The following is a 25,359-nucleotide window of genomic DNA, read 5'->3' as shown; positions in this document are numbered from 1 at the left end:
TAAAAGCAAAAATCTTAAATTATTTAATAACATTTCAAAGTGAGGATGTATCCTGCTGGCCCGTCCCTCCTGGAATTCATAATAGATAATTTTAACACTGAAAATCTGCCCGGAAAAATAAAAAATTTACTATACTTTACAATTGGCGTGTTTGCTTCTGCAATTATCTTTTTTTTCATTTTTCGCCTGCTTGGAATAGCTTTTTGATCAAAATAACGTCAGCAGATGATGTTTATATAGAAATGGAGCATAACTTTTTTATAGTGTTTTAAGAAGGGGGGTTTACTGGATATGCTGACTTTTAAATTTCTGCTTATTTCACTGAGTCCATTTTATAATTTTTTTGCAACTCAACCGAACAAATAGAAAAATATAAATTCTATTTCATATTATGGGTGACAACGAGTATGGAACCATATCAATCAATTGGAAGATCAGTAAATGAAAAAAGCCCTAAAAATATTTACCTACACATTTTTAATTATTTCTTTACTCGTTTTTATAACTGGTCTTTTGATAGTATCCTTTCCTATTTTTCTAAATACCTATGCCCATTTATTGTTTAAGTGGAGCGGATCTGAATCTAATAACTTTGATTATCAAGTTTATTCAAAAGAAGAATTTGCAGCAAAACATTTTAATACATCGCTAACTCCACAGGACAATTTTATTTCACTTTTCAAAGCGCATTATGGGGCTAAAAACTCTGACATTCGGGTTGTTACATTTAGTAAACTAAAAAATCCTAATAATAACTCGATCTCTACGTTTTATGGAATCATTTCCCAAAATGACTCATCTAGTTTAAACTCATCTAGCTTAATGTTTCAAGGTGAGATAAACGACTCAAAAATATTTAATTTACGCACCTATTCAAATGAGGAATTTGCTTCAGACTACAATACTTCGTTAACTTCTCAAGAGGACCTGATTTCACTCTATGAGAATTACTATGGTCTTGAAGATTCTGATATCACATTTGTCGTTTACGATATTCTGCATCCTCAGGACCGATCGATTCATACGTTTTATGGAATTTTTCAGAACCAGGACTGCATCTTTACGATCACCTGGAAAGAAAATCAAATCGTTGAAAACAATAGCAGACTTCTTAAAGATGACCAATCTGCCAGTATTATCAGTCAGAGAAGTCCAAAATAGAGGTCTGAAAAATGAAAATAGAATTAAATAACCCTAATACGAGACAAAAAAAACTATTTTTTTTATATGGATACTCGTGGTTATAGGAGGAATGATGTTGTACATCATTTTTCCGGATAAAATTAATCTACTTTTCCTTAAAAACTTAGTTAAAGATCATTACCTGGCTGTTCTTATAATATATTTCCTTTTATTATCTTTTAGAGGGCTTACCATGGTTCCCTCTACTCCTCTTCTACTAGCAGGAATTATTATATTCAACCCTGTCGAGCTTTTTATATTGAACATGCTAGGAATAATGGTTTCATCTACTCTTGTATATTATTTTTCTAGGTATATAGGCTTTGATTTATATTTTGAAATCAGATATGAAAAATACGTTAAAAAAATAAGAAATGGATTCAAAGACCATGGGATTCCGATCATTGTAGCCTGGAGTTTTTTCCCTCTTGTCCCAACAGACTTAATAATTTATGTTGGATCTACCTTAAGAGTAAATATATTTAAGTGCCTATTGGGAGTTTTTGTAGGAGAAGCAATACTAAATGCCTCATACATTCTTTCAGCACGTATGATATTACAGTTGTAATGTTCTTTTGTGACTCGTATAGAGGATAACAGCTTCTTTAGAGCCGTATTTTCATAAAACAAACGCAGGCTGAGAGGGTAGATTTTCAAAGATTACAATTCTTCTTTTTTTCGAGGAAAATCGGGTATAAACTGAATCCCTTTTGTTTCGTTATTATGCTTATGCGTGAAGGTACTCTTGCCATTTACTAAGCTTGTCCTGAAGCTATAAGCAGGATCTTGACTAAGGAAGGTTATTTGATGTGCATTTTTCGCCTGCTTAGAATAGCCTTTTTATCAATATGAAATCAACATCTGTTGTTTAGAAAGGAATGGATCACAACTTTTTAATAAATTTCCTTAACCCTTCCAACCTGCCCGTTCGCTAATTGAACTTTTATCCCATGCGGATGAGTCGAAGAATTGGTCAAAATTCTCTTTACAACACCACGGGTGATTTTCCCGGTTCTCTGGTCCTGCTTTAAGACAATTCCCACTTTCAGTCCTTCTTTAATATTTGCTCTGATACTGCCGTTGTTCATGACAGCAGGTAAATTCGCTATTATATAAATCAATTGGTAACTTAATTGATGTTCATTACTTTTTTTTTTCTCTGCTTTCAAGCCTATCAATTATCCTGGGCCAGATGGAAAGGGAAATTATCATGGTGATCACAAGAACAAAGATAGAACCTGCAGCTATGTCTACCATAGTGTAGGAGGCTTCTCCCTGATGCAGGTTGACTAACAGAGTCCCAAGCAGAAAGAGGTTCATCAACACCAACGAGGTGGCGATACTTGAGATAAACACGAGTCTGGTCCTTTTGTCTTTGGATCCGAATTTAACCATATAATTCACCATCAGCTACTGAGTATTGGGAATTTCCGATAACTTAACCTTCAGCCGGTTCATTGGAAGAATATTTAAAACATACATGCAGGAAAGTTCAAGAAGATATCCCTCATGCATTTGTTTTCCGGCTTTTCTTTTATTCAAACTTGCCCCTGATTTATTCAGCTTCAAAAATATCTGCCCTGAACTTATTTAATCCTGCTTCTTTTCATCAGCAGGGAATTGGTTGTTACGGAAACCGAACTCAATGCCATGAAAGCGGCGGCCAATGCCGGTGTAATCAAAATCTGATCGAAAATGGGGTACAGGATTCCTGCTGCAATAGGGATGCCTATCGTATTGTATCCGAAGGCCCAGGTCAGATTTTGCTTGATCTTATTAATGGTAAGCCGGCTCAGCTTAAGCGCTGCGACCACATCTTTAGGATCATTTTTTATAAGCACTATTTTTGCCGATTCCATTGCCACATCCGTACCCGCCCCCATAGCGATTCCCACGTCGGACTGAATGAGGGCAGGGGCATCATTAATGCCGTCGCCTACCATACCGACGAGTTTGCCTTCCACCTGGAGCTTTTTGATTTCGTTTGCTTTGTCTTCGGGCAGCACCTCGGCAAGCACTCTCGGGATCCCGACCTCATCTGCAATTGCCCCGGCTGTGATTGCGTTATCTCCGGTTATCATAACTACTTCGATGCCCATTTTCTTCAGGGTCTCGACTGCCTCTTTAGAGTTCTCCTTCAGAGTATCGGCAACCGCAACAAGCCCTATGGCTTCGTCCCCTGAAGCTACAAGCATTGCAGTTTTCCCGTGCTCTTCAAATGTGCGCATCTCAGCTTCCAGGCCCTCAAAAGGAATCGAGCTTTCTTCCATGAGTTTGCGGGTCCCGAGCAGAATCTTCTGGTTTTCAATGTAGGCTTCGATTCCTTTTCCGGGAATCGAACGGAAGTTTTTTGCCTCGGTAAGGCTGATTTTCCTGTCCTCTGCACCTCTTACGATGGCCTCTCCCAGTGGGTGCTCGGATCCTTTTTCAGCCGTTGCGGCAATAAAAAGTACTTCGTTTTCTTCGCGGCCGGAAACTGCAAATACGTCAGTAAGTTTCGGAGTGCCTTCTGTCAGGGTCCCGGTTTTGTCAAACACGATAGTGTTGAGTTTATGAGCCTGTTCAAGGGCTTCCCCGCCTTTGATCAGAATCCCGTTTTCTGCACCTTTGCCGGTCCCGACCATAATGGCTGCAGGGGTTGCCAGTCCTACTGCACAGGGACAGGAGATTACAAGGACAGTGATAGCTATAAGCAGGGAGAAAAGGAAGGGACTTATCCCTCCGAGGTCTGCGGACTCTCCTACCCCGTAACGCCAGTAACCGATGAAAAACCAGAAGAAGAAAGCCAGAAGGGCAATTATATGGACGGCTACGATGAAGTTGCCGGCAAAAACATCTGCGATCCTCTGGATTGGAGCCTTGCTGGTCTGGGCTGCTTCTACAAGCCTGATTATCTGGGCAAGGGCTGTATCGGCTCCGACCTTTGTAGCCCTGAACCTGAAAGACCCTGTTTTGTTAAGGGTAGCCCCAATAACCGTGTCCCCCGTACCTTTTTCAACCGGAATGCTCTCCCCGGTAATCATGGACTCGTCTATTGCGGAGCTGCCTTCAACTACAATCCCGTCAACCGGTATCTTTTCCCCGGGACGGACCACAACAATGTCACCGACAACGACCTCTTCCACAGTGACCTCTTTTTCTTCGCCGTCTACAAGGATCCTGGAGGTTTTAGCCCTTAACCCCATTAGTTTTCGGATGGCTTCCGAAGTCCGACCTCTGGCTCTTGCTTCAAGGTACCTGCCAAAGACTATGAAAATTATCAGGAAAGCAACGGTGTCATAATAGAGAGAGTTGTATCCCGGCCCCAGGTCAAGGAAAGTTGACGCTACACTGATAAGATAAGCCGATCCAGTCCCGGCAGCAATCAGCAGGTTCATATCAGTTACGCCATGCTTGAAGCCCTTGAAAGTCCCGACAAAGAACTGCCTGCCCGGAAAAAGCAGGACAAGGGTAGACAGTACAAACAGTACCATCGGGTTGGAAAAGATTGGGGGCACAAACGAGAGGAAAGGAAGCATCATGCTCATGTTTCCCAGAGAGATGGGAATCCCCAGCAAAAGAGCAACTATCAGGTTATTTTTCTGTCTTCGGATCTCAGCTTCCCTTGAGACCTGTTCTCTGTCTTCGTACTCCACGGTTTCGGCCTGAGCCGAAGCCCCATACCCGATTCCCTGAACTGCAGCAATTATTTCCCGGACAGAGATGCGGGAGGAGTCAAATTCCACAAAAGCTTTTTCAAGCGGAAAATTTACGGAAACCGAAATTACGCCATCGGTTTTATTGAGAATTTTCTCAATATTTGCAGCACATGAAGCACAGCTCATGCCCTGGAGGTTCAGGGTTACTTTATCTTTTTCGACTTTATATCCTATGGATTCGATAGCCTCTCCAATTTCCTTTGGAGAGATCATGGAGGGCTCAAAGCTAACCTTTGCCCTGCCGAGTTCCAGATTAACGGCTACGGAGTCAACACCCTCTTTTTTCTTCAGGACTTTTTCAATATTCAGGGCACAGGCCGAGCAGGTCATCCCGGAAACTCCGAGAGTGATTTCTTTGGCACCTGTTTTCTGGCCCGAGATGCGGGATACTTCTTTTTCCGCTTCTTCTGCCATGGGGCCCAGGGGACATGCTTCGGTCAGGGGACACGTCTGGGAAGCTTCTTCGACTTCTTCTTCCCGGGCAGGTTCAGGAATTTCTGCCGGGGTTTCCTCTTCAGCTTCTGCTTCTGGTTCTGTAGAATACCCGGCCTTTTGGACAGCCTCCTTGATATCATCAGGGCTTACCTTCTCAGGATCAAAAATAACAGTTGCACTCCCGGCTTCGAGATTGACATCTACGGACCCCACGCCCTCAAGAGAAGAAATAGCGTCCGCTACTCTTTTCTGGCAGTGACCACAGGTCATGCCGTAAACTCCTATCGTAATTTCCATCGGATATGCCACCTATTCTGTTTTTGAGGAACTCTCGGAGCTGTATAACTCCTCCAAGCTCCAATTTTTATCTATAACCAACTAATTTATAACCAACTAATTTATAACCAGCTAATTTATAACCAGCTAATTTATAACCAGCTAATTTATAACCAACTTCTTCAAACAGAAGCTTCACCCATATAATTAGAATTTGTGCCTTTTAATATAATTAGTCTTTGAAACAGATGATATATGTAATTTACATGATAATTACAAGGGTTCGTATCCTGCTTCTCGAATAGCGGTCTTAACTTCTTTCAGCTCTGCCTTCTTTTCATCATACTCGACAATTATCTGTTTTTTCTGAAAGTTCGCATCCGCTTTCAGCACGCCTTCAAAGACTTCAATTGTTTTTTACTATAATCACGCAATCCCTGCAAGATATTCCTTCAACATTTACGGTTTATCGATTCAAAGAACGGGGATTTACAGGTATAGAGCTTTAACCTGGATGCAAAAGACTCTAATTCCCAATAATTACACAACAACCGTGCCTGTATTATTGTATTTCCTTTTCTTTATGCATCCATGATAATGGATCTTTACCGTCCTCAAACATAGCTCCAAAAGGTTCAAATTTACCTATATTGCTGGCAGTGCCGAAATGCATCCCGCGGTCGGATCCTGTCATCATCAAGGGTTTAGCCTTTTCCATATCCCACGAACCGTCTTCCTTGTTATAGATTTTATCTTCCACCTCAAGATGTACAACTTTACCAAGAATCAGTAGATAAGGGAAGCCACCGTATACTTCTTCATGTATACTATGCAGTTTGCATTCCATCCATGCATAGCATCCTTCAATTCCTGGTGCTTTTACCTTCTCTGAAGGTCTTTCCTTTAAACCGGCCAATTCAAATTCATCAACGTTGAAAGGAACATGCATGGCTGTTGGTATCACTTTATCCACCATGTCAACACCAGGCATATTAAGAACAAACTCTTCCGTACTTTTGATATTAGCATATGTGTCTCTCATTTTCGCTGAAGCAACACAAACTAAATCCAGTGGTCGTAAAACAGGCATAACACAAGAATATGGGGCTATATTTCGAATACCATCTTCACTGATAGTGGATATAAATACCACCGGCAAGGGTATCAGCGATTCTCTTTTAAAATTTTCTAATATCATATTACCACCAGTTAAAGAATAGCTTTTAAATCGTTGAAATAAGGCTATTGAAAGTTTAAAAAGAGGACTTACGCACCAGGCACAAAAGCAAATAAGTAAACGCTGCAATTTAAAACACTGCATTTAAGCGTTTAATGGTTTAAAGCCCTCAACATTTCAGTTCAACTTTGTAAGTCCTATATTTCTAAGAAATCAGTTAATAATATTCACTTATTAATAATATTCACTTATTAATAATATTCACTTATTGAAATTGTCTTCTTTCTTTCAAGATTGGGGGCCTGAAACTAAAAAATCTGAAATCGATTCGATTTCCGGAAGTTCAACGTTTAGCTCCTCTCCGGCAAATCCCGCCTGAAAAACTTCCGGGCTCGATGGAATTGAAGCCAGGAGATTAGTTTTGCCTAAAGCTTCCATCATTAACTGAATTCCCACTTCATCCACACGATTAAGAATAAAATAGAATGGCTTCCCGGCTTTTTCCGTAAGTTCTCTTATTTTTTCGGAGAGCCGAATAGATTCATAAGACGGATCAAGTACCATTAATACGATGTCGCATCCCTCTTCAACCCCTCTTCCGAAATGCTCTATCCCTGCTTCCGTATCCACAAGAATCAGGTCTTCGGATGTAGTTTCAATATTAGTCAGTAAATTTCTTGCAAGTGCGCCCATAGGACAGGCGCAACCTTCCCCGAAATCGTGAATTTTGCCGATAGCCATTACTTTTATGTTCTCTTTTTCTACAGTGTAAGCCTCAGGAATGTCGGATATTTGCCATTTATTTTCAAAAAGACTTAAAGTATCGCCTCTCTGATATGCCCCCATCAATTTTTCTCCCAGGCTTCTTTTTCCCCCCAGATAATTCATGAAATCTTCGGGCATTCCAACCCCAAGCTGCCTGTGAAGCCCGAAGTTTGACTCGTCACTGTCCACTACAAGCACATTGTAACCTCTTTTAGCCATAGATTTTGCAAGCATGGCAGTGATCGTACTCTTGCCACTGCCTCCTTTACCACATATAAGAACTTTCATCCAGTCACCTCTACAAAAAATTTTACTTTTTTGCTTTTTCAAAAGGACAAACAATAATAAAACATCTTTAAATAATAGCACTTATTATTAATAATCACAATAATTATGATAGTATTAATAATATCAAGTTTATAGTGATAAAGTAACTATGAAAAAGAATAGTAATGGGATTTGCCTGTGCCCTCTCGAAGGAATCATCACCACAATATCCAAAAAGTGGGCTATACTAATTATCAGTGCCCTCGGAGATCATGAAAGGTTGCGATTCCACGACCTCATGGGTGCTCTTGAAGGGATCAGTCCCAAGACACTCACGGATCTGCTAAAAGAACTCCAGAAAGAGGGCTTGATCCAACGGGAAGCATTTGCCGAGATACCTCCGCGGGTTGAATACTATTTGACAGAAGATGGAAAAAAGCTTTGTGAGGCAGTTATTCCTTTGATACAATGGGTCGAGAATCGGGATGATATACATCAGAAAAACACGTAGTTATCCCGGGCATTTTCTTCAATATCGTGCAAACATCAGCCTTTCAAATAGCTTCCTCAATAGCTGTAGTTTCAATAGCTGTAGTTATATCTTCAGACTGACTTTTTGAGGGTCAATTAACAATTACACCTTCTAACTCTTATTTACCCCAAAAGTATACATCTTCATGAAAAAAATAGCATCTGCTACCCTTTTATGGCAGTGGCCACGGGTCATGCTGTAAACTCCTGGCGTAATTTCCATCGGATATGCCGCCTATCCAGAGTTTTCAGACTGCCTGTACGCTTAAAAAGCTGTTACAGTTTCCCGGATATTTTTATAACCTGCTTCAAGCAGGGTCATCCTTATGACATGCGAATCGGTTATCCGGCTGTCATAGGTTACATTTACCGTCCTTTCAGGGACGTTTACGCTTACGCGAGAAACCCCGTTAATAGAGGTAATGAGCCTGGTAACCGTGTCTCTGCAATACTTGCAAATCATATCATCTACTACAAGCGTTGTCTCCCCGATGAATTCACCCCCGGACAATCAGCTGCTTTAAAATAGACGCTTTACCCATGCTATAAAAGTCTGTACCTTTTACTATATAATGAATTCCTCGAACCCAAAAAATTGAGTCTTTTGAGACTCATTATTTTGAGGGTTAAACGCCTTATTCAAGATCATACGGGCTCATACCCGGTTTCTTTTATCGCAGCTTTGATTTTCTCGACGTCGGTCTTTCCTTCGTCGAACTCAACAACAGCCTGTTTGTTCTCAAGACTCACATCTACTTTCTGTACACCCTGTAAACCTTCAATTGCCTTTTCGACTCTCATTACACAGTGCCCGCAGGACATGCCTTCGACTTTTATTGTTTCCTGAGTAATTGTTTATACCTCCACTGATTTTACTGACTGATTTGACATAATAATTTTGTGGACTACTGCATGATTAAACAGATATATGTCCGGTCTGCTGCATAATCTTTTTCCTCCTCAAGCCGGACATACAGGGAAAAGTTGTCCTCTCATTAAACATAAGAGAGTAAAAAAGTAGGAGTTTGAAAAATCAAAAGTCTGTTTGTTCACAAGGCTCATATCTACTTTCTGTACGCCCTGCATACTTTCAATTGCCTTCGTGCTTTGACCTGAAGATAACTAACTTGCTTTCGCATCCCATCTTTCCCTGGTCCAAGTTCCTCATACCTGCACCCCCGGGACCCGATATACTTCTCCGGATGTTCATCAAATTTTGAGGAAGCTGGCCTTATTCCGGGTGTTTTTTTGATTACTTTCAGCCAGTTCCACCTGATAATCATTTTGATTTTCTGCTTGCATCGGAAATAAGCATATAACCGTCAGCGGAATTCATTTAGTGTGCCTGCCGGATAAGGTGAAAGTTCCTGGCCCAGCCTAATTTCCAGAAAAGCCTTTCATGCAGTACTTACTTGAATGTTCTTGAGGGATTCCGACTCATGAACAGCTCCCGAACAAACAGGGGACTCATTTATAGTTTTTTTCAGGCATCTGAATTCAGTTTCGTATGGAGAGACATATTCCATTATTTTCTGGCAAAATCCATAGGATCTGTTATATATTTCGCATTCTCCACACGTTGATGGCGTCTTGTCCGTTATTTCGCCTCCTTATATCACTTTAAATAATGATTTTTTTAAAATCACTGTGGAATCTTCAACTGGGTGTTCCATAGTGGCAAGTTCTTATATATAGCTTTACATCACACATTATTATTATTAAATTTCTTCGTTTTTCTCCAGATATCCTGTAATCTTCAGAAAGACAGCATTGAGTAGCAGAAAAGAGATTAATACCTTAATTCGTTTATCTGTTAGTGGTGAGATCCTGACAGAGAATATCAAAGCTACCGGAGAACAAATTTCTAGCGCTGCCCTTGATAACATTTACCAGCGTCGATCAGTGCGCAACTATTCAGATAAGGAAGTGCCCGACGAAATAATCAGGGAAATTATCCGGCAGGAACATATGCACCAATCGCCGTGAATAAGCAGTCGTGGCGGTTTCTGTCCGTAATGCTAATGTCATACTGAAATGGATAAATTAAGCTCAAAATTTGTTTTCGGTTTCTAGGTAACAATTTGACAAATAGACAAAATAATTAATTACAAACTAAGAATCAAAATAGAATCAGGTATGTACTGTCCGGACAGGAAGCATCTGTCCTTTGTCCGTCCAGGTACTTGAAAATAATTTTGTATCCAAACAACCTTTAATTCCCAACGTTTCTTGCTTGCCAAGAGGAGTAATTTTTAGATACTCCTTACTCGGCCTTGATGCGTTTGATGGTTGTAGGACGCTCTTTTACCAGGATCCTGTGTCCGCAGTACGGACACCTTATACCTGTATACTCGTAGTCAATTTCCACTTTCTGTTTGCATCGAGTGCACTTATATCCCATACAACCTCACGTACCTGAAAAGTATTTGTTTACTTTGCTTCAGCAACGTTCTTCATTGTGCGCAGCAGGGTCTGACCAACGCTTGTGTAGGGTATATATGTCCCGCCTGCGAAGGTGTGTCCGCACTTGCTGCATTTCCAGATCCCTGTGCCAATCCTTGTCACTGTAGGGCGGGCACATTTAGTGCATACATGCGGAGCTCGCATGCGTTCTTCCAGGTCTGCGACAAGCTTTCTGTCTTTTCTCCCGTACCTGGGACCAAACCTGCCTGCAGATCTGGAAATTCTTCCTTTCTTAGTGAATTTCTTTGCCATCGTTATAAACTCCTTAAATGTAAATATTGAGTCTGAAGGGATAGAACCCGGAACCCTCCTGCTGGCCGGTCACCCTGAGCCTGGGTTCTTCTATCACCCGGAGACGTGTACTTAGACCGTAATACTGGCATTTAATATTTATATTTAATTAATCCTGCCCGATTTATTCACCTTTTGCAAGCCCTTCAAGGTAGAGTCCCCGGATTTCGGCTGCCTTTTCGAGTGCCAGGTCTATTGCCTCGAACAGCTCTGCCTCGGTAAGAGGGGAATTGCCCATTTTCTGCATGCCTGCTACAGACCCGTCCGAACTTGAAACTATGGTCAGTTTCGTTTCGCGAACTGCTTCTTCATCAAGGGAAGGATCAACCATCAGTTTTGAACCGATCTTGGCAATAGTTATTCCGACAGGCATCTCTTTCATTGCAAGGGGCACATCTTCACCCAGTCCCTGCTGCTCATTCGGGACCATGGTGGTCATGAGGGCGGCAATTGCTGCAAGGCAGGATGCATCAATGATATTTCCGTCATCATTCAGGACATGGACGTCTATAAAGACAATCCAGACGGATTCTCCAACCGTTATGCAAAGCTTCTTTATATCAATTGCGCCTGATTCTCTGATCCCTCTGTCAACGACCCTTGCCATTTCGATTGCTTCTTCTCTGGGTGGCCCCGGCTCGAATTCGGGAGATGCTATAGGATTAAGTTCAAGGTTGGTAATAATCACGCCTTCGTCCTGAGAGTCCGCGAACGGAGTTCCGGTCTGAAGCTTCACACCTACAAGAACCTGGGTGTTTCCAAGGGTAACTTTTGCAGAACCTTCGGCTTTGGTAATAACGTTTGTTTCGAGCTTGATATCCCTGAAATCTTTAAACCCGCGTCCGTCCTGGCGCTTATCTTTGATCATCAGGTTGTAAATATAGTCCTTCTTAAGTGTGGCTATGATTTCACTCATCTTTTTCACCTCTGTCTTCGTCTTCAGAGGGGTCTTTTACTACCTTCCAGGGACCTTCGGATTTTTCTTCTTCAGGCTCTTCTTCTGCCTCTACTGCTTCGGGAGCTTCTTCAACTTCGACTTCGGCCTCTATTTCAGGCTCAACAATTTCTTCCGGAGCGGGGCTTTCCTCGACATCGGCTTCCTCTTCAAGTCCCTCGCTTTCAGCTTCAAGCTCAATTTCTTCTTCGGCTTCTCCGGAATCAGCTTCTTCTTCAAGAGGTTCCTCTGCAAATTCTTCTCCTTCGAATTCTTCCAGATCTTCTTCTAAGTCGTCCTCTAAGTCTTCTTCGGCTTCCTCTTCTTCGGCTTCCTCTTCTTCAGCCTCTTCTTCAGCCTCTTCTTCAGCCTCTTCTTCGGCTTCCTCTTCTTCAGCTTCCTCTTCTTCGGCTTCCTCTTCTTCAGCCTCTTCTTCGGCTTCCTCTTCTTCAGCTTCCTCTTCTTCAGCCTCTTCTTCGGCTTCCTCTTCTTCAGCCTCTTCTTCGGCTTCCTCTTCTTCAGCCTCTTCTTCGGCTTCCTCTTCTTCAGCCTTTTCTTCAGCTTCCTCTTCTTCGGAGTCAGGGATTACTTCGCTGCAAAAAAGGATATCAGGTTCAGAGGTTTCTTCGAGGGCCTCTTCGAGTTCTTCAGTTTCCTCAAAAGCCTCTTCAACAGCTGCTGCCTCGGAAGCGAATTCGGTTGGGGCAAGCTTTTCGGTTTCGCCTTCAACTTCGGGTTCTTCGGCTTCTGCCGCAGGCTCCTCAACAGGAGTCTCAAACTTCTTTCTCAGAACTGCCTGCTGAAGTGCAAGGATCTCTTTGCAGCCCTTCTTTACAAGCTCAAGCCCTTTCTTGATTTCTTCAGGCGTAAGGTGCCCGTCCATCTGGATAAGAGTAATTTCTCCGTCCTGGGTCATTGCTACAGGGAAGTCAGCTTCTCCGTAGTTGTCCTCTTCCTTATTCAGGTCAAGTACAATCTGCCCGTCAACCTTCCCGAAAGCACAGGAGGTAATAAGGCCCTTCATCGGGATTCCGGCATCTGCAAGGGCAATACTGGAAGCGTTAATTGCTGCTGTCCTTGTCCCTGCATCGGCCTGAAGCACTTCTACGAAAATGTCAATTGCTGTCTTAGGGTACAGCTCAGCCAGGATCACAGGCTCGAAAGCTTCCCTGGAAACCTTTGAGATTTCAATGCTCCGCCTGCTGGGGCCCGGACGAGCGCGGTCCTCCACGGAGAATGATGCCATATTGTATTTGTAGCGGATTACTGCCGAATCTGCGCGCTGGCTGCGGCGGGGATGAGCTTCCCTGGGGCCGAACACGCCTACCAGAATCTTATTCCTTCCCCATTCTAGATAACATGAACCATCGGCCCGTGAAAGTACACCGATCTCAATTTTCATGGGCCTTATCTCATCCGCACATCTCCCGTCAAGGCGCAGCCCATCGTCAGTGATTAATATTAAATTTTCAGGTTTATTACTCATACTCTAATCTCCAAACAACTCCTAAACCAAAATACTCTAGAGAAGCTTACCTAAAATTCTTTTAACTCTATCCGGAATTCAATTCTTCGGGTCCAGCAGTACATCGATCTTCCGGTATATCTCTTCGGAATGATCTTCCTTTGTTGCAGTCACACCTTCCGTCTCTTTTTTAAAAAACTCAACAGGCTTGGACTCTTTCTGTCTAATCCGTTCATTTTTCAAAAAATTATAGATCCGGTCTGTCAATCCGGAACGCTGGGCTTCAATTTCTATTTTCCGGAGAGCCTTACTCAAAAGTTCTATGTCCTCGTCCTTCCCATCGATCCATATTCTGCCGTTCTGGCCTACGAAAATGCTGCAGTTTGTCTCTTTCTTCAGCATGGATATCATGGAACCGCCGTGTCCTATTACACGGGGGACTTTTACAGACTCAACTTTAATTATCTGACCTGTTTTGAGTTTATGAAGGCTCGGGTCCCTCAGGGCAAGCTCGACTTTCATGGAGCTGTCTACATCTTTAACCCTGAGGATTACAGAGTCGCCTACGCCCAGAATTTCAGGCATTTCCCGGGATTCGACTCTTCTCGGATACTCGGATACGTGGAGCAGACCGTCATAAGGAGCTGCAATATCAAATATCCAGTTGGATGGAGTAACCACAATAACGATCCCTATCACCACATCATTTGCTGAGGGGATATACGCTCCCGCAAGTGGGATCACTCCAACTTTATCCTCTTTGAGGTTTTCAATACCGCAAAGCGAAGAATAGATCTTGTCGTTCTTGATATACGTCCCGTATCCGGCTTTTTTCTGGTTCTCGGATAACAGGTCACCAGGGATCACTATTTTTTTATCCATCCAACATCCTCTTATAAAAGTTTAGTCTGAGCCTCTCCCTTTGTGAGATGATTTATAAGAGCGTAAAAATCAGTCTGAACTCCCGCAGGAATCCTCACTACTGCAATCCATGAGCCGTCACTCTGCCATTCTTCCTTCGTAATGGTTCCGGCCTTGGAAATATCTCCATATGCCTTCGGGGCATATTCGGGAGGGATTTTCACAGCAATATTTATTTCTTCAAAGCGTATCGGGATAAGCGGGCGAATGGCTTTCATTGTTTTGGTTACCAGCTGATCCACGCTTTTTAAAGGGTCTATATGCACTTTTGCCTCTTCCATCGCTCTTTCTATCCGTGCGGGAGGGTGTGGTGCTCTAGTCTGAGGGTTTATAGCATTTCTGGAAATGGTATAGATAACCTTTTTCTTTTTCTCTTCAAGCATTCGTTTTCTCTGTTCAGCGGTGAGTTGAAGCTCTCCGCTTTTCAGGATCACGGCAGCAATCTCAAAGGGGTCGGTTGTCTCAAAAGAGTTGAGAATTTCGGACTCTGCTGCCCGGTCCCCTCTGTTTGCATCTTCGAAGATAGTCTCAACTGCCAGAATGTCTTCGAGGTTTACTTCATCTCCTCGCTTGTAGGCCAGAGCCCCTTCGGGCTCGACCAGGACTTCGAAATGTTTGCTGCCTCTTTTAAGCCGGGCAGTCACTGCCTCGTCCAGGGACACCATTTTCGAATACCTTCTCTTAAATGTGAGTTTGAGAATCAGAAACTCTCTGATTACTCATTCTTTAAATATTTATATGTTTTATTCTTTGTTTTCGGATTCCTTGTGTTTCTCAAGGATCTGCTGAACGTAGTTCTCGACTTCCTCAGGCCCCAGTTTTCTGAATTTTTTGTCCTCAAGGGACACGACACCCACTTCAAGGGTACCGGCGTCGAACTTGCCTTCAGCTGCTTTATAAAGTGCATCCATTCCGAGGATGATAGCAGCGTCAATATCCATATCTTCCCTGTAGTCAGCCTCAAAGACCTCAACAACTGCATTTCTGCCTGCGCCAATTGCTGTTGCCTTGTACTCGAGGAGAGCGCCGCTAGGGTCAGTCTCAAAGAGCCTTGGCTTATTGTCGTCAACGCCTGCGATCAGGAGGGCTGTTCCATATGGGCGAACTCCTCCGTACTGGGTGTAGGTCTGCTTGTGGTCGCAGATTTTTTTGGAGATTACCTCCACACCTATGGGTTCGTCATAAGAAACCCTGTTTACCTGGGCTTCTACACGGGCCCTGTCGACAAGAGAGCGGGCGTCGGCAACGAGTCCTGATGTTGCAGCTCCGATATGTTCGTCAATCTGGAATATTTTTTCGATTGATTCGGCTTCAACAAGCCTGCTAGTAATCCGCTTGTCAACCAGCAGCACTACCCCATCGGCTGCCTTGATTCCTACGGCTGTTGTTCCCCTTTTGACCGCTTCGCGGGCATACTCTACCTGGAAAAGTCTTCCGTCAGGGCTGAAAACCGTAATTGCCCTGTCATAACCCATCTGTGGTGCCATCTGCATATTCCGTATCTCCTTGCCTTATTTTATGTTCTATATTGTTTCAATTTTTCCCGGCGAGAAACCGGCTGTTTTTCCTTAGGGATTTCAAATCCGCAGAATCTTCAGCTAAACTACCGCATGCCCAAAAAAGGCTTTGGTCGGTAAGCGTTATTAAACCGATGCGGATACCCCGAAAGCTCAGGAGCTTAAAGTCCCCGACCCAGCGTTCAGGTAAGGAAATCGATTTTTGATTCCCTATAACGTATTTCTTCCTTATTAGAGTTTTTAGCCATTTACGCGAGACTTTCAATCCTTAAAGAGTTTTTTCCCGATGAAACCCGTAGAAAATATCCCGGTTAAAGGGAGTTTACAACCCTGCAAAGTACGCGTTTTTCGGGCTTAACCCGGACTCCCGTACTATAGTGACTTTTTGGCAGGGTCTGAAGGTCCATTCAAATGTTAACTATGTCTTTAGTAAAGTGTATTTACTCAGTTATAATGCTTATGAGGGTCTGGAACTTTTCCGGGGCTGAATTTCCGATTCAGGGCATGTAAAGAATAATTCCCATTCTACCCTTTCTGCACCTGAAATTGAAGATGCTCCTTATTCAGACCTCACCAACTTATGCATAAACTGTAATGAGTCGCGGCAAAGCTGCTCTTCTGTCAATCAGTTCTGCTCATCAATATTATACTTTGTTACACTAATACTCATTCAGTATAGTATATATTAGACAGCTTATTAGACAATTAAGTAACTTATTTAACTGCTTATCCGACAGCTCATATTCTGTTTCCTAACTTAGCAACTGCAGGTTTCAGCCTGAAAGTTCCAGCTGATATCCGGTTTTTACTTCATATAAACAAGACGAAATATAAACAAGACCACATATAAACCCTATGACTCCTATGACTCAATTCGGAATACAAAACAGAAGCATATCAAAATCAGATTAAATCGAAAAATAAAACTAAAAATAAAAAACTTGCCGGGATAAGTGTTATCCAGCGGCAAAATTAAAGTTTGAGAGAGGGTCTGAACACCTCAGAACAGTACTTATCGAAGATCTGGTCTTCAACCTTTTCGCATAATTTCTTATAATTTTTTGACTTGGGGTCGTGTTTGCTCATAGTCTTTTTGACTTCAGCGTTCATCTTGTCAAGAGTTTTCTGGTCGAAACCTTCCGTATTCTCCATAGTAAACATATAAATCATACTCTGGAACTAACTTAGTTAGCTGCTTAAGATCTTTTGCGTTATTCATAGTTCTATATTACGTATATTACGTATACAGCATAAACTGTATAATAATATTAATTGTGTAATACACTGGTGATTAATTCCCGGCTTTTAACTATTTTGAGAATAGTTTCAATTTATAGTTAAATTATATATTATATCTCTAATATATTAGCATTTTATATATTATCGTCTAATATATTAGTTTTCCCTTTAATCCAATTACATTCTTATTTCAAATGAATAGATCAGAGGGATCTGCCAGAGAATCCGCCACTGAAGCCTCATTATTTATACAAAGAATTCATCGAAGCCTGCATAAACGGTTGTTCAAGCAAATATTAACAATAAACCTTTATCTATTACTCATATAAATATTTTACATTAGAGAGCTCCTTCAGGACAAAATCCATAAGGTCCTTTCCAGAACATAAATGTCTACGGATAAAGACCTGAATGTCTACACATTTGTACATAAAATTATGGATATATAATAATACCTGTAGTCCATAGATGTGTTCACAGAAATTTGCAGATGAATAGCAGGGGAAACTAATGCCCAACACGAATACTTTTTAAGGAAATGGTTTATTTCTGCTGAGTTACGATATGTCTTTCGCAATCGAATCCCAATACCGTTTTATAGGGTTAATTTTATTATCTCTTCAGATAACTATAGGTATAGGGAAGTATTCGAATTAGAAAAGTATTCGAGTTGATAACAAAGTGCGACCAGTTTCACAAAGAGTGAACACGAAAAAGACTCACGAAAACAATACCGAGTTCGGGAAATCCACATCCGAACTTCTTATCCTGAAACCTGAAGGATACCCCCTGAGTGGCATGATGGAGGAATACCCTGTCATTGAAAACAGGGACGTCTTTGAATTCTATGCCCGGGAACAGTGGAACGGATATGTTGCCCGCAAAGGAGATTATCTTTTTGACAGGCGGATGTTTCCTGACTTTGCATACCGTATCATAGATGTGGAACCTGCAGAATCCATGATCGGGAACTCAACAGCTATTATCGTAACCGAAGAGGAAAACGGAATTTCGTCCTCTGCAGAGATAAAAAGTGATGTCATATTTGAAGACGTAATAGGGCAGGAACTTGCAAAACAGAAGTGCAGGCTGATCGAACGCTTTCTGGAAGAGCCCGAACGTTTCGGGAAATGGGCACCGAGAAACATCCTGTTTTTCGGACCCTCGGGTACTGGAAAAACCATGCTTGCAAAAGCCCTTGCAAACAAAACCGATGTACCCATTATTCCGGTCAAGGCTACCCAGCTAATAGGGGAATATGTAGGAGACGGAGCCCGTCAGATCCACCAGCTTTATGACCGGGCAGAAGAAATGTCCCCCTGTATAATTTTCATTGACGAACTTGATGCCATAGCTCTCGACAGGCGCTTTCAGGAGCTCAGAGGAGACGTAAGCGAGATCGTAAACGCCCTTCTGACAGAAATGGACGGGATAGTCGAACGTGAAGGAGTCTGTACCATCTGTTCGACAAACCGGGTCAACGCCCTGGACTCTGCTGTAAGAAGCAGGTTCGAAGAAGAGATCGAATTTGTCCTTCCAGGAGAAGAAGAAATCGTCCATATTCTGAGATCAAATGTGAAGACCTTCCCCCTGCAGGTAGAGAAATGTGATTTCCAGGCGCTTGCAAAGAAAGCCAAAGGGCTTTCAGGCAGAGACATTGTCGAAAAAATCCTTAAAACCGCCCTGCATCAGGCAATAATCGATGACAGGGAAATCGTCACGTGGAAAGACTTTGAAAAATCACTTGCGAAATTGACCCGGGAAGATTTCACTCCGGACCCGACCCACCTTTATGTATAAACCTGAAAATATGTGTGAAACACGGATAAAGTGCTTTTTTTCCCGCGCAGAATACATTCCAGACTAATTTTCCAGTCCGGAGAAGCTATTTTCCAGACTCTTGAAATTCATAAGAAGATTTGAAGAAAACTCTCTTATTGAAGCCTCTGGGATAGTTTTATGTATAGAAATCGTTATTCTTTATCAGAAACCATATTTGGGTAAGGTCTTAACCATACCCGGAACAAGATTTAAGAGGGATTCTCATGAATGAAATACGTGAAGTCGATCGCTTTGAGTGCAGGGTTATAAGCGTAATCCAGAACCTGACCTGGAAAGGTGTGACAGTTGAAGAAAAAGATACAAAAGGGAGGGTGTACTTCGGAAGAGTAAGCGGTGAAATCGAAATCAGCCCCGGTGACACATTTTATCTTGGAGTCAGGCCTCTCTACGAAATTGAAGACAAGACTATGAGGGTTACCCTCTACGACGCTGAAGACAAAAAACTGGACTGGACCCTTGTCTGAAGATCCCCGGCTCTTATCGTATGAAGATTGTTCCTACAGATTAATTTCTGTAAAGAAATTTAACCCAATTACTAAACCCTGCTTTTGGAAAGAAAACGTTTATTCGGGTCTGCCTACTCAGGCCTGTACGGGATCTCAAGTTCCATCAGGTCTTCGGCTACAATAACATTTTCAAACACTTTTTTTGAATCATTCAGGATAGGCTCCACATCATCGGTATAACGTGAACTTATATGGGTTAGGACCAGTTTCCTGACTCCGGCTTCTTTTGCAAGGGCTGCAGCCTCGCCTGCAGTTGAATGCATGGATTCTTCAGCCCAGTCTGCCATCTCATCGGCGAAGCTGCCATCATGGATCAGGACGTCGGTGTCTCTGCTTGCCTCAAGTATGGCTTCACAGGGCCTGGTGTCTCCGCTGTACACGATTGTCCTGCCGAGCCTAGGGGTTCCCATGACTTGTTCGGGTCTTACCACCTTTCCGCCCACTTCCACAGGATTTCCCTTTTGCAGTTTTGAGAAAAGAGGGCCGGGTGGGACTCCGAGAGCGACTGCCTTTTCCCTGTTAAAACGTCCGGGCCTGGGGTTTTCAATAAGGGCATAGCCAAGACTCGGCGTGCTGTGTTCGGTCTTTAAAGCCCGGACCACATATCCGTCCCCTTCGACAACGTCTCTGGATTTCAGTTCCGTGCCCCGAATTTCGTATTTAAGGTTGAAATAGCCAAGAGCCTTGAAGAGTTCGGTAAATTCCCGGGTCCCCGCTGGCCCGTAAATCATAAGAGGCTCTTTTCTGCCCATGAAAGACATGGTCTGGATCAGGCCCGGAATTCCCAGAAAATGATCGGCATGAAAATGACTGACAAAAATCGAGGACAGGCTCATCATCCCTGTTTTTGCCCGCATCATCTGCTGCTGGGTGCCTTCGCCACAGTCAAAGAGTAGAAGCTCCCCTTCTCTATTGACCATTACTGCTGACGGATTTCGGTTGCGGGTTGGAAGAGAACCTCCAGTGCCAAGAAAAGTTATGCGAAGCATACTGAACTCAGTAATACTTTAGAGGTATTTATTGATTACCACCTGAAAAGTACCAGGAAATTTATAATGTATTCAAACCGATTAAGTTGAACCAGATTAAGTTGAACCCGACTAAGTTAAGCCTCTGTATTCAGAAAGATTTTTTTTCGGTATATTCAAGTTTCCAGTGTCCAGATCCTTCCGTAGTTGCCAGGAATATTAAGCTGAACGTCCTCCCCCGCAGAAACTCCCATTAAATTATCCTTCCCGTGAAGTTCTTCCCTGTAGTTGCCCGCGGATGGAAACTTGAAAGATACCGCCTGCGCCCGGGCTCCGAAGTTCAATGCTACCAGGCTGAAAACTCCGTTGTAAGTTCGGGAAAACAGCATAAGATTTCGGGACTGATAGAGGGCATAATCATTGCAGAAGTAATGCTCTCCTCGGGAAAACTGAGGTTTATTCCTGCGAAGCTTAACAAGTTTCCTGACAAGATTGACCAGTGACCTGCCTTCGGAAGTATAGAAATATTCCCAGCGCACGGGTCTGTACAAAAGCACTCTTCCCCACCCTTCCTTAGGAAGGAAGTAATTTTCGCCAAATTCCTGCCCCTGCCATAACATAGGAATTCCTTTTGCCGTAAGCAGGCCTATCAGGTAAGGCTGTACCCGGTACCAGAGGGCACGGTTCCCTTCTTTTAAAAGTTCATTATCACCGGGAACGGTTCCAAAAGTACAGATAAAACGGGAATGGTCATGATTTTCCAGGTACTGCAGAGTCGTTTTTGTGAGTTTATCCCCGTTGTTCTGAACTTCTGCCGGATAATCAACGAGGCCAAAAAGGAAGCCCAGGTCGGTCAACTTCCCGGGATTCCCGGCTATTTCCCTGGCTGTTGACAGTGTCCCGTTTTGCCAGGTACAGTTACTGTGAGTTTTATTCAGGATTTCTACAGGTTTTTGAAGCTGCTCGGCACATTGGATGAGGTTTACGGATTCTCCTTCAAAAAAACGTTGCCAGTGATTGGAAGAACCTTTTTTTGCTTTAACCAGCTGGTAAGTGTCCCGTACAAGTTTCGTATAACCGTTGTCCGAATTATCTAGCCAGTACCCGGGCACGTAGTCGTATCTGAAACCATCTACATGATAGCTGTCAAGCCAGTGGTTGTTGACCGTCAAAAAGAAATCCCGGACAAATTTGTGGTTGAAGTCCGTACTTATTCCTAAAGCATTTTCAGCGAAAGGGCCCATGAAGGGGTTCTCGTCCTGAGGGTATCCAAGTTCGTTGTAAACATAGTAATACGGAAAAAGATGGCTTGTATGCGCATAAACCGAATCCACTATGACTGCAATGCCTTTCTGGTGAGCCGCATCAATCAACTTTTGCATGTCTTTTCGATTTCCGAAACGCTCGTCCACCCCGAAATACCCTATCGGGGCAAATCCCCAGTCCACCCTTTTCTCAACGTTTGAAAGAGGCATCAGTTCTATACAATTAATTCCCAGGTCTGCGAGGTAATCCAGATGGGCAATCGTCCCTTCTATATCATCCGCAAACTCGCTGATCATGAGCTCATAGAGGATAATGTCATTTACGAAAGGGGTTTTCCATGCCAGCTCATGTTTGTCCCACTCATAGGGTTCGTACCCGAGGGTGAAGGCGGATAATTTCCCGATCCCGAATTCCCTGGCGAATGGATCGATAATCCAGTCAATAAGTTCTGGCTTTTTCGAGGTTTTAAGGCAATACCGATAGACATACTTTCCAGGGGTTCCCCATGCAGAATAAGGTTTGAGCTTATCTTCAGCTTTGATATTTATCGTTGCAGACCAGTAATCCCCATAATCCGGGTCCTTCGAATGTTCCATTTCAAAGTCCATTGGAGGTATATCCTGAAGGAACTGGTCTTTTTCATGAATAACCCTCACAAGGAGCTCATTTTCTCCTTCTTCCGACACACCCGGTAAAAAAAGCCCGAAATTTATTCTCCCGGAAGTCTGTTTATCTTCCCGGGCCCCAAGCTTGTGGAGCGGTAGAAGTTCAGGTTTGTTTGGCAAGTTTTCCACTCCTTAACTATTATTGAAATTATGGTTTATATTCGGAATTAAAGTTTACATTAGAGAATACGTGCGCCACGATACAGATGCTGGAGCACCTGCGAACATAAAGGATAGAGGAATAATAATAAAAATACAGACATATAATGAGCAATAAGAATCCATATAATTTGTGAAACAAGATTTAGGAAAAATGCTCCTTATGATTTACTTCAAACTTCATATTCCGGCTAATGATAACAAAAAGCTGGAAAATATTCAGGTTGTGAAAAGAGAAGGATAGAGAGATTCTGAATTTATAGAGCTGGAACACAAAGGCAAACAGGTATAACAATACAAACAACAATACAAACAGGTACAATAATGCAAACAGGTGCAACACAAATGCATCACTTTTGACTCGATTTTCAGGATATTATATATTCTAAAAACTCGTTAACCTTCTCCAGATTACACATTTCTATTCAAAAATCATAAAGGAACCGTCTTCATATGTCAGAAAATTACGGAAAAGTTTACCTTGTGGGTTCGGGTCCCGGAGACCCTGAACTTCTCACTCTGAAAGCCCGCAGGCTTATAGACAACGCAGAAGTAATCGTCTACGACCAGCTTCCGGGAAAAGCTATCCTGGGTTCCATGCCGGAAAGGGCGGAAAAAATCGATGTTGGGAAATATGCCGGGAACCACACGATGACCCAGTCCGAAATCAATGAAGTGCTTGTCCTGAAAGCAAAGGAAGGAAAGATGGTGGTCCGGCTGAAAGGCGGAGACCCTTACGTATTCGGAAGGGGAGGAGAAGAAGCCGAGGTGCTTGTAGCAGAGGGCATCGAATTCGAAATAGTTCCCGGGATCACCTCTGCAATTGCAGTACCTGCCTATGCGGGAATTCCGGTAACCCACAGGGAAAGCACGTCGATGGTCACCTTTATAACAGGGCACGAGGACCCGACAAAAGAGGAAAGCGGCCTGGACTGGGAGACCCTGGCCAAGTTCGACGGGACCATTGTAATCTTTATGGGCGTAAAGATGCTCAGGCGGAATACCGGAGAGCTCATGAAATACGGGAAGGACCCGAAAACCCCTGTTGCAGTGATCGAGAGGGGAACCCGGCCTGACCAGCGGGTAACCGTAGGCACCCTTGAAAACATCGCTGACCTGGCAGAAGAAAGAAAAGTAAAGGCTCCTGCCATCACGGTTGTAGGCGACGTTGTCAACCTGCACAAGATCCTTGGAGAACAGCTGACAGGAGTGGATTTTTAATCCGTTGAAGTGACAGGAGAAAGAAGCATGACAGAAAAAAAAATTCCCGTACTTGCAATCATGAGGCCCGAAAGCTACAGGGAAAAGTCCGAGGCAATTGCAAGGGACTATGGCTTTGAGCCCGTCTATGCCCCCATGATCCGGCTTGAAGGCTTAAAAGACGAAGGATTCGAGCCTTTCGTGCGGAGGGTCATTGACGGGACTTCGGATTACGTTGTATTTACAAGCGCAAACGGGATAACTTTCACACTGGACAAACTCACGGAACCTGATAAAGAAGCCTTCATAACAGCCCTGAAAAAGACCCGGGTAATAGCAATTGGTCCGAACACGGAAAAAGAGCTGGTAAAAATAGGGATTGAAAAGCCTTTCCTCCCCGGAGATTACAGTTCCGAAGGAATCGTAGAAGCTCTCTGCTCCGAAGTAAAAGGAAAAACGGTTGACCTTGCAAGGAGCGCTTTTGGGGCTAAGGTTTTAATAGAAGGCCTTGAACAGTGCGGAGCAACCGTCTATGAGACTCATGTGTACACTCTCAGTATCCCTGAAGGAACAGTCCAGAAAGAGCTTATAGAACGCACCCTTGCAGGAGAAGTTGATGCCTTTGCCTTTACGAGTTCTATGATGGTCAAAGGCTTCATGAAGCATGCGGAAAAGTTGGGAGCAGGAGATACAATAAAAGAGACCCTCAGCGGGGCCGTTGTAGGTGCAATCGGAACCCCCACGGGAAATACCCTGAAAAAACATGGGGTCAATGCAGACGTAATCCCTGAGGAGTTCACCTTTGAAGCCCTGATAAAGGCTATGAAAAAAGAGCTATGAAAAGAGGCTATGAAAAGCCAGCTGAAAAATTGCTCTAAAACTCATAACTCAAATCATTTTGGGAACCACACGATACGGGAATGAGCTCATAAAACAGAGTTCTTCCCATAAAATCGGTTCGAAAAAACAATACTTAAAAGCTCATTAGGTCATTTGTCGTACCACTGTACGAATTTCTGGAATGACTCAAGCTCTCTCCTAAACTTTTGATTCGTCATTAAAGGGATGAAAAATAGTCATAGACGAATTAGAATAGACATGAAATTATGGATAAAGTATATAACTTTTGAAAGTTATAGACTTTAGATAAGAAATATAATTGAAATGTAATGTAAAGGAGGATAAGCAACGGACCAGATGCCAGCAAGGTGTGGAGAATGCGATATGTACAGCAGATCCTATGGATTTTGCCTGAGGATAATGGAATACGTTTCTCCAGACGAAACGGAATTCAGATGCCTGAAAAGTAAAACCGTCTCCGGACAGGGTGCGTTTTAACATCTTAAAACAATTTTTTTGTAAGCTCTTCACCTTTTTTGAAACTCGACTTTTTTTTGATTATGCTTTTTCAGCAAAGCATACTATTCACAAGGTAAAACCATGACCGATCAAATTAACCGGTGAAATGAAAAATGGATTGAATATTTTGACGAAAGCAGGAAGGTAACAACGCCTGACACCCCTACAATGCAGGCCTCCCGGATTGATTGACCACTTTGAAATAGACGGCAAGTCGGGTACGACATTTACAG

26 protein-coding genes are annotated in these 25,359 nt (G+C 43.0%); 8 read left to right on the top strand and 18 right to left on the bottom strand.

Features of this window, described 5'->3' with window-relative positions; translation table 11 throughout:
* The first annotated feature begins 441 nt into the window (after positions 1-441).
* Both MSSIT_RS14325 and MSSIT_RS14320 read left to right on the top strand, forming a co-directional pair.
* Positions 442-1,161, top strand: a complete 720-nt coding sequence (locus MSSIT_RS14325) for a hypothetical protein (protein ID WP_048173238.1) — start codon at positions 442-444, stop codon at positions 1,159-1,161.
* Positions 1,162-1,375: 214 nt separating this feature from the next.
* Positions 1,376-1,750, top strand: coding sequence for a VTT domain-containing protein (locus MSSIT_RS14320; RefSeq protein ID WP_231589843.1), 375 nt, complete (start codon positions 1,376-1,378; stop codon positions 1,748-1,750).
* A gap of 325 nt (positions 1,751-2,075) precedes the next feature.
* Here the strand turns inward: MSSIT_RS14320 and MSSIT_RS14315 are convergent, their stop codons facing one another.
* The 6 genes from MSSIT_RS14315 to MSSIT_RS14290 all read right to left on the bottom strand — a co-directional run bounded on the left by MSSIT_RS14315 (position 2,076) and on the right by MSSIT_RS14290 (position 7,821).
* Positions 2,076-2,351 (bottom strand): YwbE family protein, encoded by a 276-nt coding sequence (locus tag MSSIT_RS14315; protein WP_231589842.1) that lies wholly within the window; start codon positions 2,349-2,351, stop codon positions 2,076-2,078.
* Positions 2,326-2,577, bottom strand: coding sequence for a hypothetical protein (locus tag MSSIT_RS14310; RefSeq protein ID WP_048173235.1), 252 nt, complete (start codon positions 2,575-2,577; stop codon positions 2,326-2,328). The genes MSSIT_RS14315 and MSSIT_RS14310 overlap by 26 nt, the downstream gene beginning before the upstream one ends.
* A gap of 191 nt (positions 2,578-2,768) precedes the next feature.
* The gene (locus tag MSSIT_RS14305; protein WP_048173233.1) at positions 2,769-5,612 is read right to left on the bottom strand and encodes a heavy metal translocating P-type ATPase; all 2,844 of its coding nucleotides are present in this window, start codon (positions 5,610-5,612) and stop codon (positions 2,769-2,771) included.
* Positions 5,613-5,864: 252 nt separating this feature from the next.
* A complete protein-coding gene (locus MSSIT_RS25760) occupies positions 5,865-5,984 on the bottom strand; it encodes a COP associated protein (protein WP_048173232.1) in 120 nt (39 codons plus the stop codon).
* Between the two features lie 169 nt (positions 5,985-6,153).
* Positions 6,154-6,789, bottom strand: coding sequence for a flavin reductase family protein (locus MSSIT_RS14295; RefSeq protein ID WP_048173230.1), 636 nt, complete (start codon positions 6,787-6,789; stop codon positions 6,154-6,156).
* Between the two features lie 267 nt (positions 6,790-7,056).
* Positions 7,057-7,821 carry an ATP-binding protein gene (locus tag MSSIT_RS14290; RefSeq protein WP_048173229.1) on the bottom strand — a complete coding sequence of 255 codons (765 nt, stop codon included), beginning with the start codon at positions 7,819-7,821 and terminating at the stop codon, positions 7,057-7,059.
* A gap of 148 nt (positions 7,822-7,969) precedes the next feature.
* Here MSSIT_RS14290 and MSSIT_RS14285 point away from each other — a divergent pair, with 148 nt between their 5' ends.
* Complete coding sequence (locus MSSIT_RS14285) at positions 7,970-8,311, top strand: winged helix-turn-helix transcriptional regulator (protein WP_048173227.1); 342 nt, start codon at positions 7,970-7,972, stop codon at positions 8,309-8,311.
* Positions 8,312-8,596: 285 nt separating this feature from the next.
* Here MSSIT_RS14285 and MSSIT_RS14280 read toward each other — a convergent pair whose 3' ends face one another.
* Complete coding sequence (locus tag MSSIT_RS14280; protein WP_231589841.1) at positions 8,597-8,842, bottom strand: heavy-metal-associated domain-containing protein; 246 nt, start codon at positions 8,840-8,842, stop codon at positions 8,597-8,599.
* A gap of 134 nt (positions 8,843-8,976) precedes the next feature.
* Complete coding sequence (locus MSSIT_RS14275; RefSeq protein ID WP_261789147.1) at positions 8,977-9,168, bottom strand: heavy-metal-associated domain-containing protein; 192 nt, start codon at positions 9,166-9,168, stop codon at positions 8,977-8,979.
* A 933-nt stretch (positions 9,169-10,101) separates the two neighbouring features.
* On the opposite strand from MSSIT_RS14275, the gene MSSIT_RS14265 reads away from it, so the two are divergent.
* On the top strand, positions 10,102-10,317 hold the full coding sequence (locus MSSIT_RS14265) for a hypothetical protein (protein WP_048173222.1): 216 nt from the start codon (positions 10,102-10,104) through the stop codon (positions 10,315-10,317).
* 277 nt (positions 10,318-10,594) lie between these two features.
* Here MSSIT_RS14265 and MSSIT_RS22440 read toward each other — a convergent pair whose 3' ends face one another.
* The 8 genes from MSSIT_RS22440 to MSSIT_RS14230 all read right to left on the bottom strand — a co-directional run bounded on the left by MSSIT_RS22440 (position 10,595) and on the right by MSSIT_RS14230 (position 17,092).
* The gene (locus MSSIT_RS22440; RefSeq protein WP_011021777.1) at positions 10,595-10,732 is read right to left on the bottom strand and encodes a DNA-directed RNA polymerase subunit P; all 138 of its coding nucleotides are present in this window, start codon (positions 10,730-10,732) and stop codon (positions 10,595-10,597) included.
* A 29-nt stretch (positions 10,733-10,761) separates the two neighbouring features.
* Positions 10,762-11,046, bottom strand: a complete 285-nt coding sequence (locus MSSIT_RS14260; RefSeq protein WP_048173220.1) for a 50S ribosomal protein L37ae — start codon at positions 11,044-11,046, stop codon at positions 10,762-10,764.
* A gap of 163 nt (positions 11,047-11,209) precedes the next feature.
* A complete protein-coding gene (gene rrp42, locus MSSIT_RS14255; RefSeq protein WP_048173218.1) occupies positions 11,210-12,010 on the bottom strand; it encodes an exosome complex protein Rrp42 in 801 nt (266 codons plus the stop codon).
* The gene (gene rrp41 / locus MSSIT_RS14250) at positions 11,994-13,505 is read right to left on the bottom strand and encodes an exosome complex exonuclease Rrp41 (protein WP_048173217.1); all 1,512 of its coding nucleotides are present in this window, start codon (positions 13,503-13,505) and stop codon (positions 11,994-11,996) included. The genes rrp42 and rrp41 overlap by 17 nt, the downstream gene beginning before the upstream one ends.
* Positions 13,506-13,583: 78 nt before the next feature.
* Positions 13,584-14,366: an exosome complex RNA-binding protein Rrp4 gene (rrp4, locus tag MSSIT_RS14245; RefSeq protein ID WP_048173215.1), complete on the bottom strand. Its 783-nt coding sequence runs from the start codon at positions 14,364-14,366 to the stop codon at positions 13,584-13,586.
* 11 nt (positions 14,367-14,377) lie between these two features.
* Complete coding sequence (locus MSSIT_RS14240; protein WP_048173214.1) at positions 14,378-15,070, bottom strand: ribosome assembly factor SBDS; 693 nt, start codon at positions 15,068-15,070, stop codon at positions 14,378-14,380.
* A gap of 78 nt (positions 15,071-15,148) precedes the next feature.
* Positions 15,149-15,898 carry an archaeal proteasome endopeptidase complex subunit alpha gene (gene psmA, locus MSSIT_RS14235; RefSeq protein ID WP_048173212.1) on the bottom strand — a complete coding sequence of 250 codons (750 nt, stop codon included), beginning with the start codon at positions 15,896-15,898 and terminating at the stop codon, positions 15,149-15,151.
* Positions 15,899-16,894: 996 nt separating this feature from the next.
* Positions 16,895-17,092, bottom strand: a complete 198-nt coding sequence (locus tag MSSIT_RS14230; protein WP_156157450.1) for a hypothetical protein — start codon at positions 17,090-17,092, stop codon at positions 16,895-16,897.
* 750 nt (positions 17,093-17,842) lie between these two features.
* On the opposite strand from MSSIT_RS14230, the gene MSSIT_RS14225 reads away from it, so the two are divergent.
* Positions 17,843-18,961, top strand: coding sequence for an AAA family ATPase (locus MSSIT_RS14225; RefSeq protein ID WP_048173209.1), 1,119 nt, complete (start codon positions 17,843-17,845; stop codon positions 18,959-18,961).
* 245 nt (positions 18,962-19,206) lie between these two features.
* A complete protein-coding gene (locus MSSIT_RS14220) occupies positions 19,207-19,467 on the top strand; it encodes a hypothetical protein (protein ID WP_048173207.1) in 261 nt (86 codons plus the stop codon).
* A 113-nt stretch (positions 19,468-19,580) separates the two neighbouring features.
* Here MSSIT_RS14220 and rnz read toward each other — a convergent pair whose 3' ends face one another.
* A complete protein-coding gene (gene rnz / locus MSSIT_RS14215; protein ID WP_048173206.1) occupies positions 19,581-20,498 on the bottom strand; it encodes a ribonuclease Z in 918 nt (305 codons plus the stop codon).
* 155 nt (positions 20,499-20,653) lie between these two features.
* Positions 20,654-22,537, bottom strand: coding sequence for an alpha-amylase family glycosyl hydrolase (locus tag MSSIT_RS14210; protein ID WP_048173204.1), 1,884 nt, complete (start codon positions 22,535-22,537; stop codon positions 20,654-20,656).
* A gap of 483 nt (positions 22,538-23,020) precedes the next feature.
* Here MSSIT_RS14210 and cobA point away from each other — a divergent pair, with 483 nt between their 5' ends.
* A complete protein-coding gene (cobA, locus tag MSSIT_RS14205) occupies positions 23,021-23,788 on the top strand; it encodes a uroporphyrinogen-III C-methyltransferase (RefSeq protein ID WP_048173203.1) in 768 nt (255 codons plus the stop codon).
* A gap of 27 nt (positions 23,789-23,815) precedes the next feature.
* A complete protein-coding gene (locus tag MSSIT_RS14200) occupies positions 23,816-24,607 on the top strand; it encodes a uroporphyrinogen-III synthase (RefSeq protein ID WP_048173201.1) in 792 nt (263 codons plus the stop codon).
* Positions 24,608-25,359: the final 752 nt, after the last annotated feature.

This window comes from Methanosarcina siciliae T4/M (assembly GCF_000970085.1).
Lineage (GTDB): Archaea > Halobacteriota > Methanosarcinia > Methanosarcinales > Methanosarcinaceae > Methanosarcina > Methanosarcina siciliae.
This window is presented reverse-complemented; position numbering and strand designations above follow the sequence as displayed.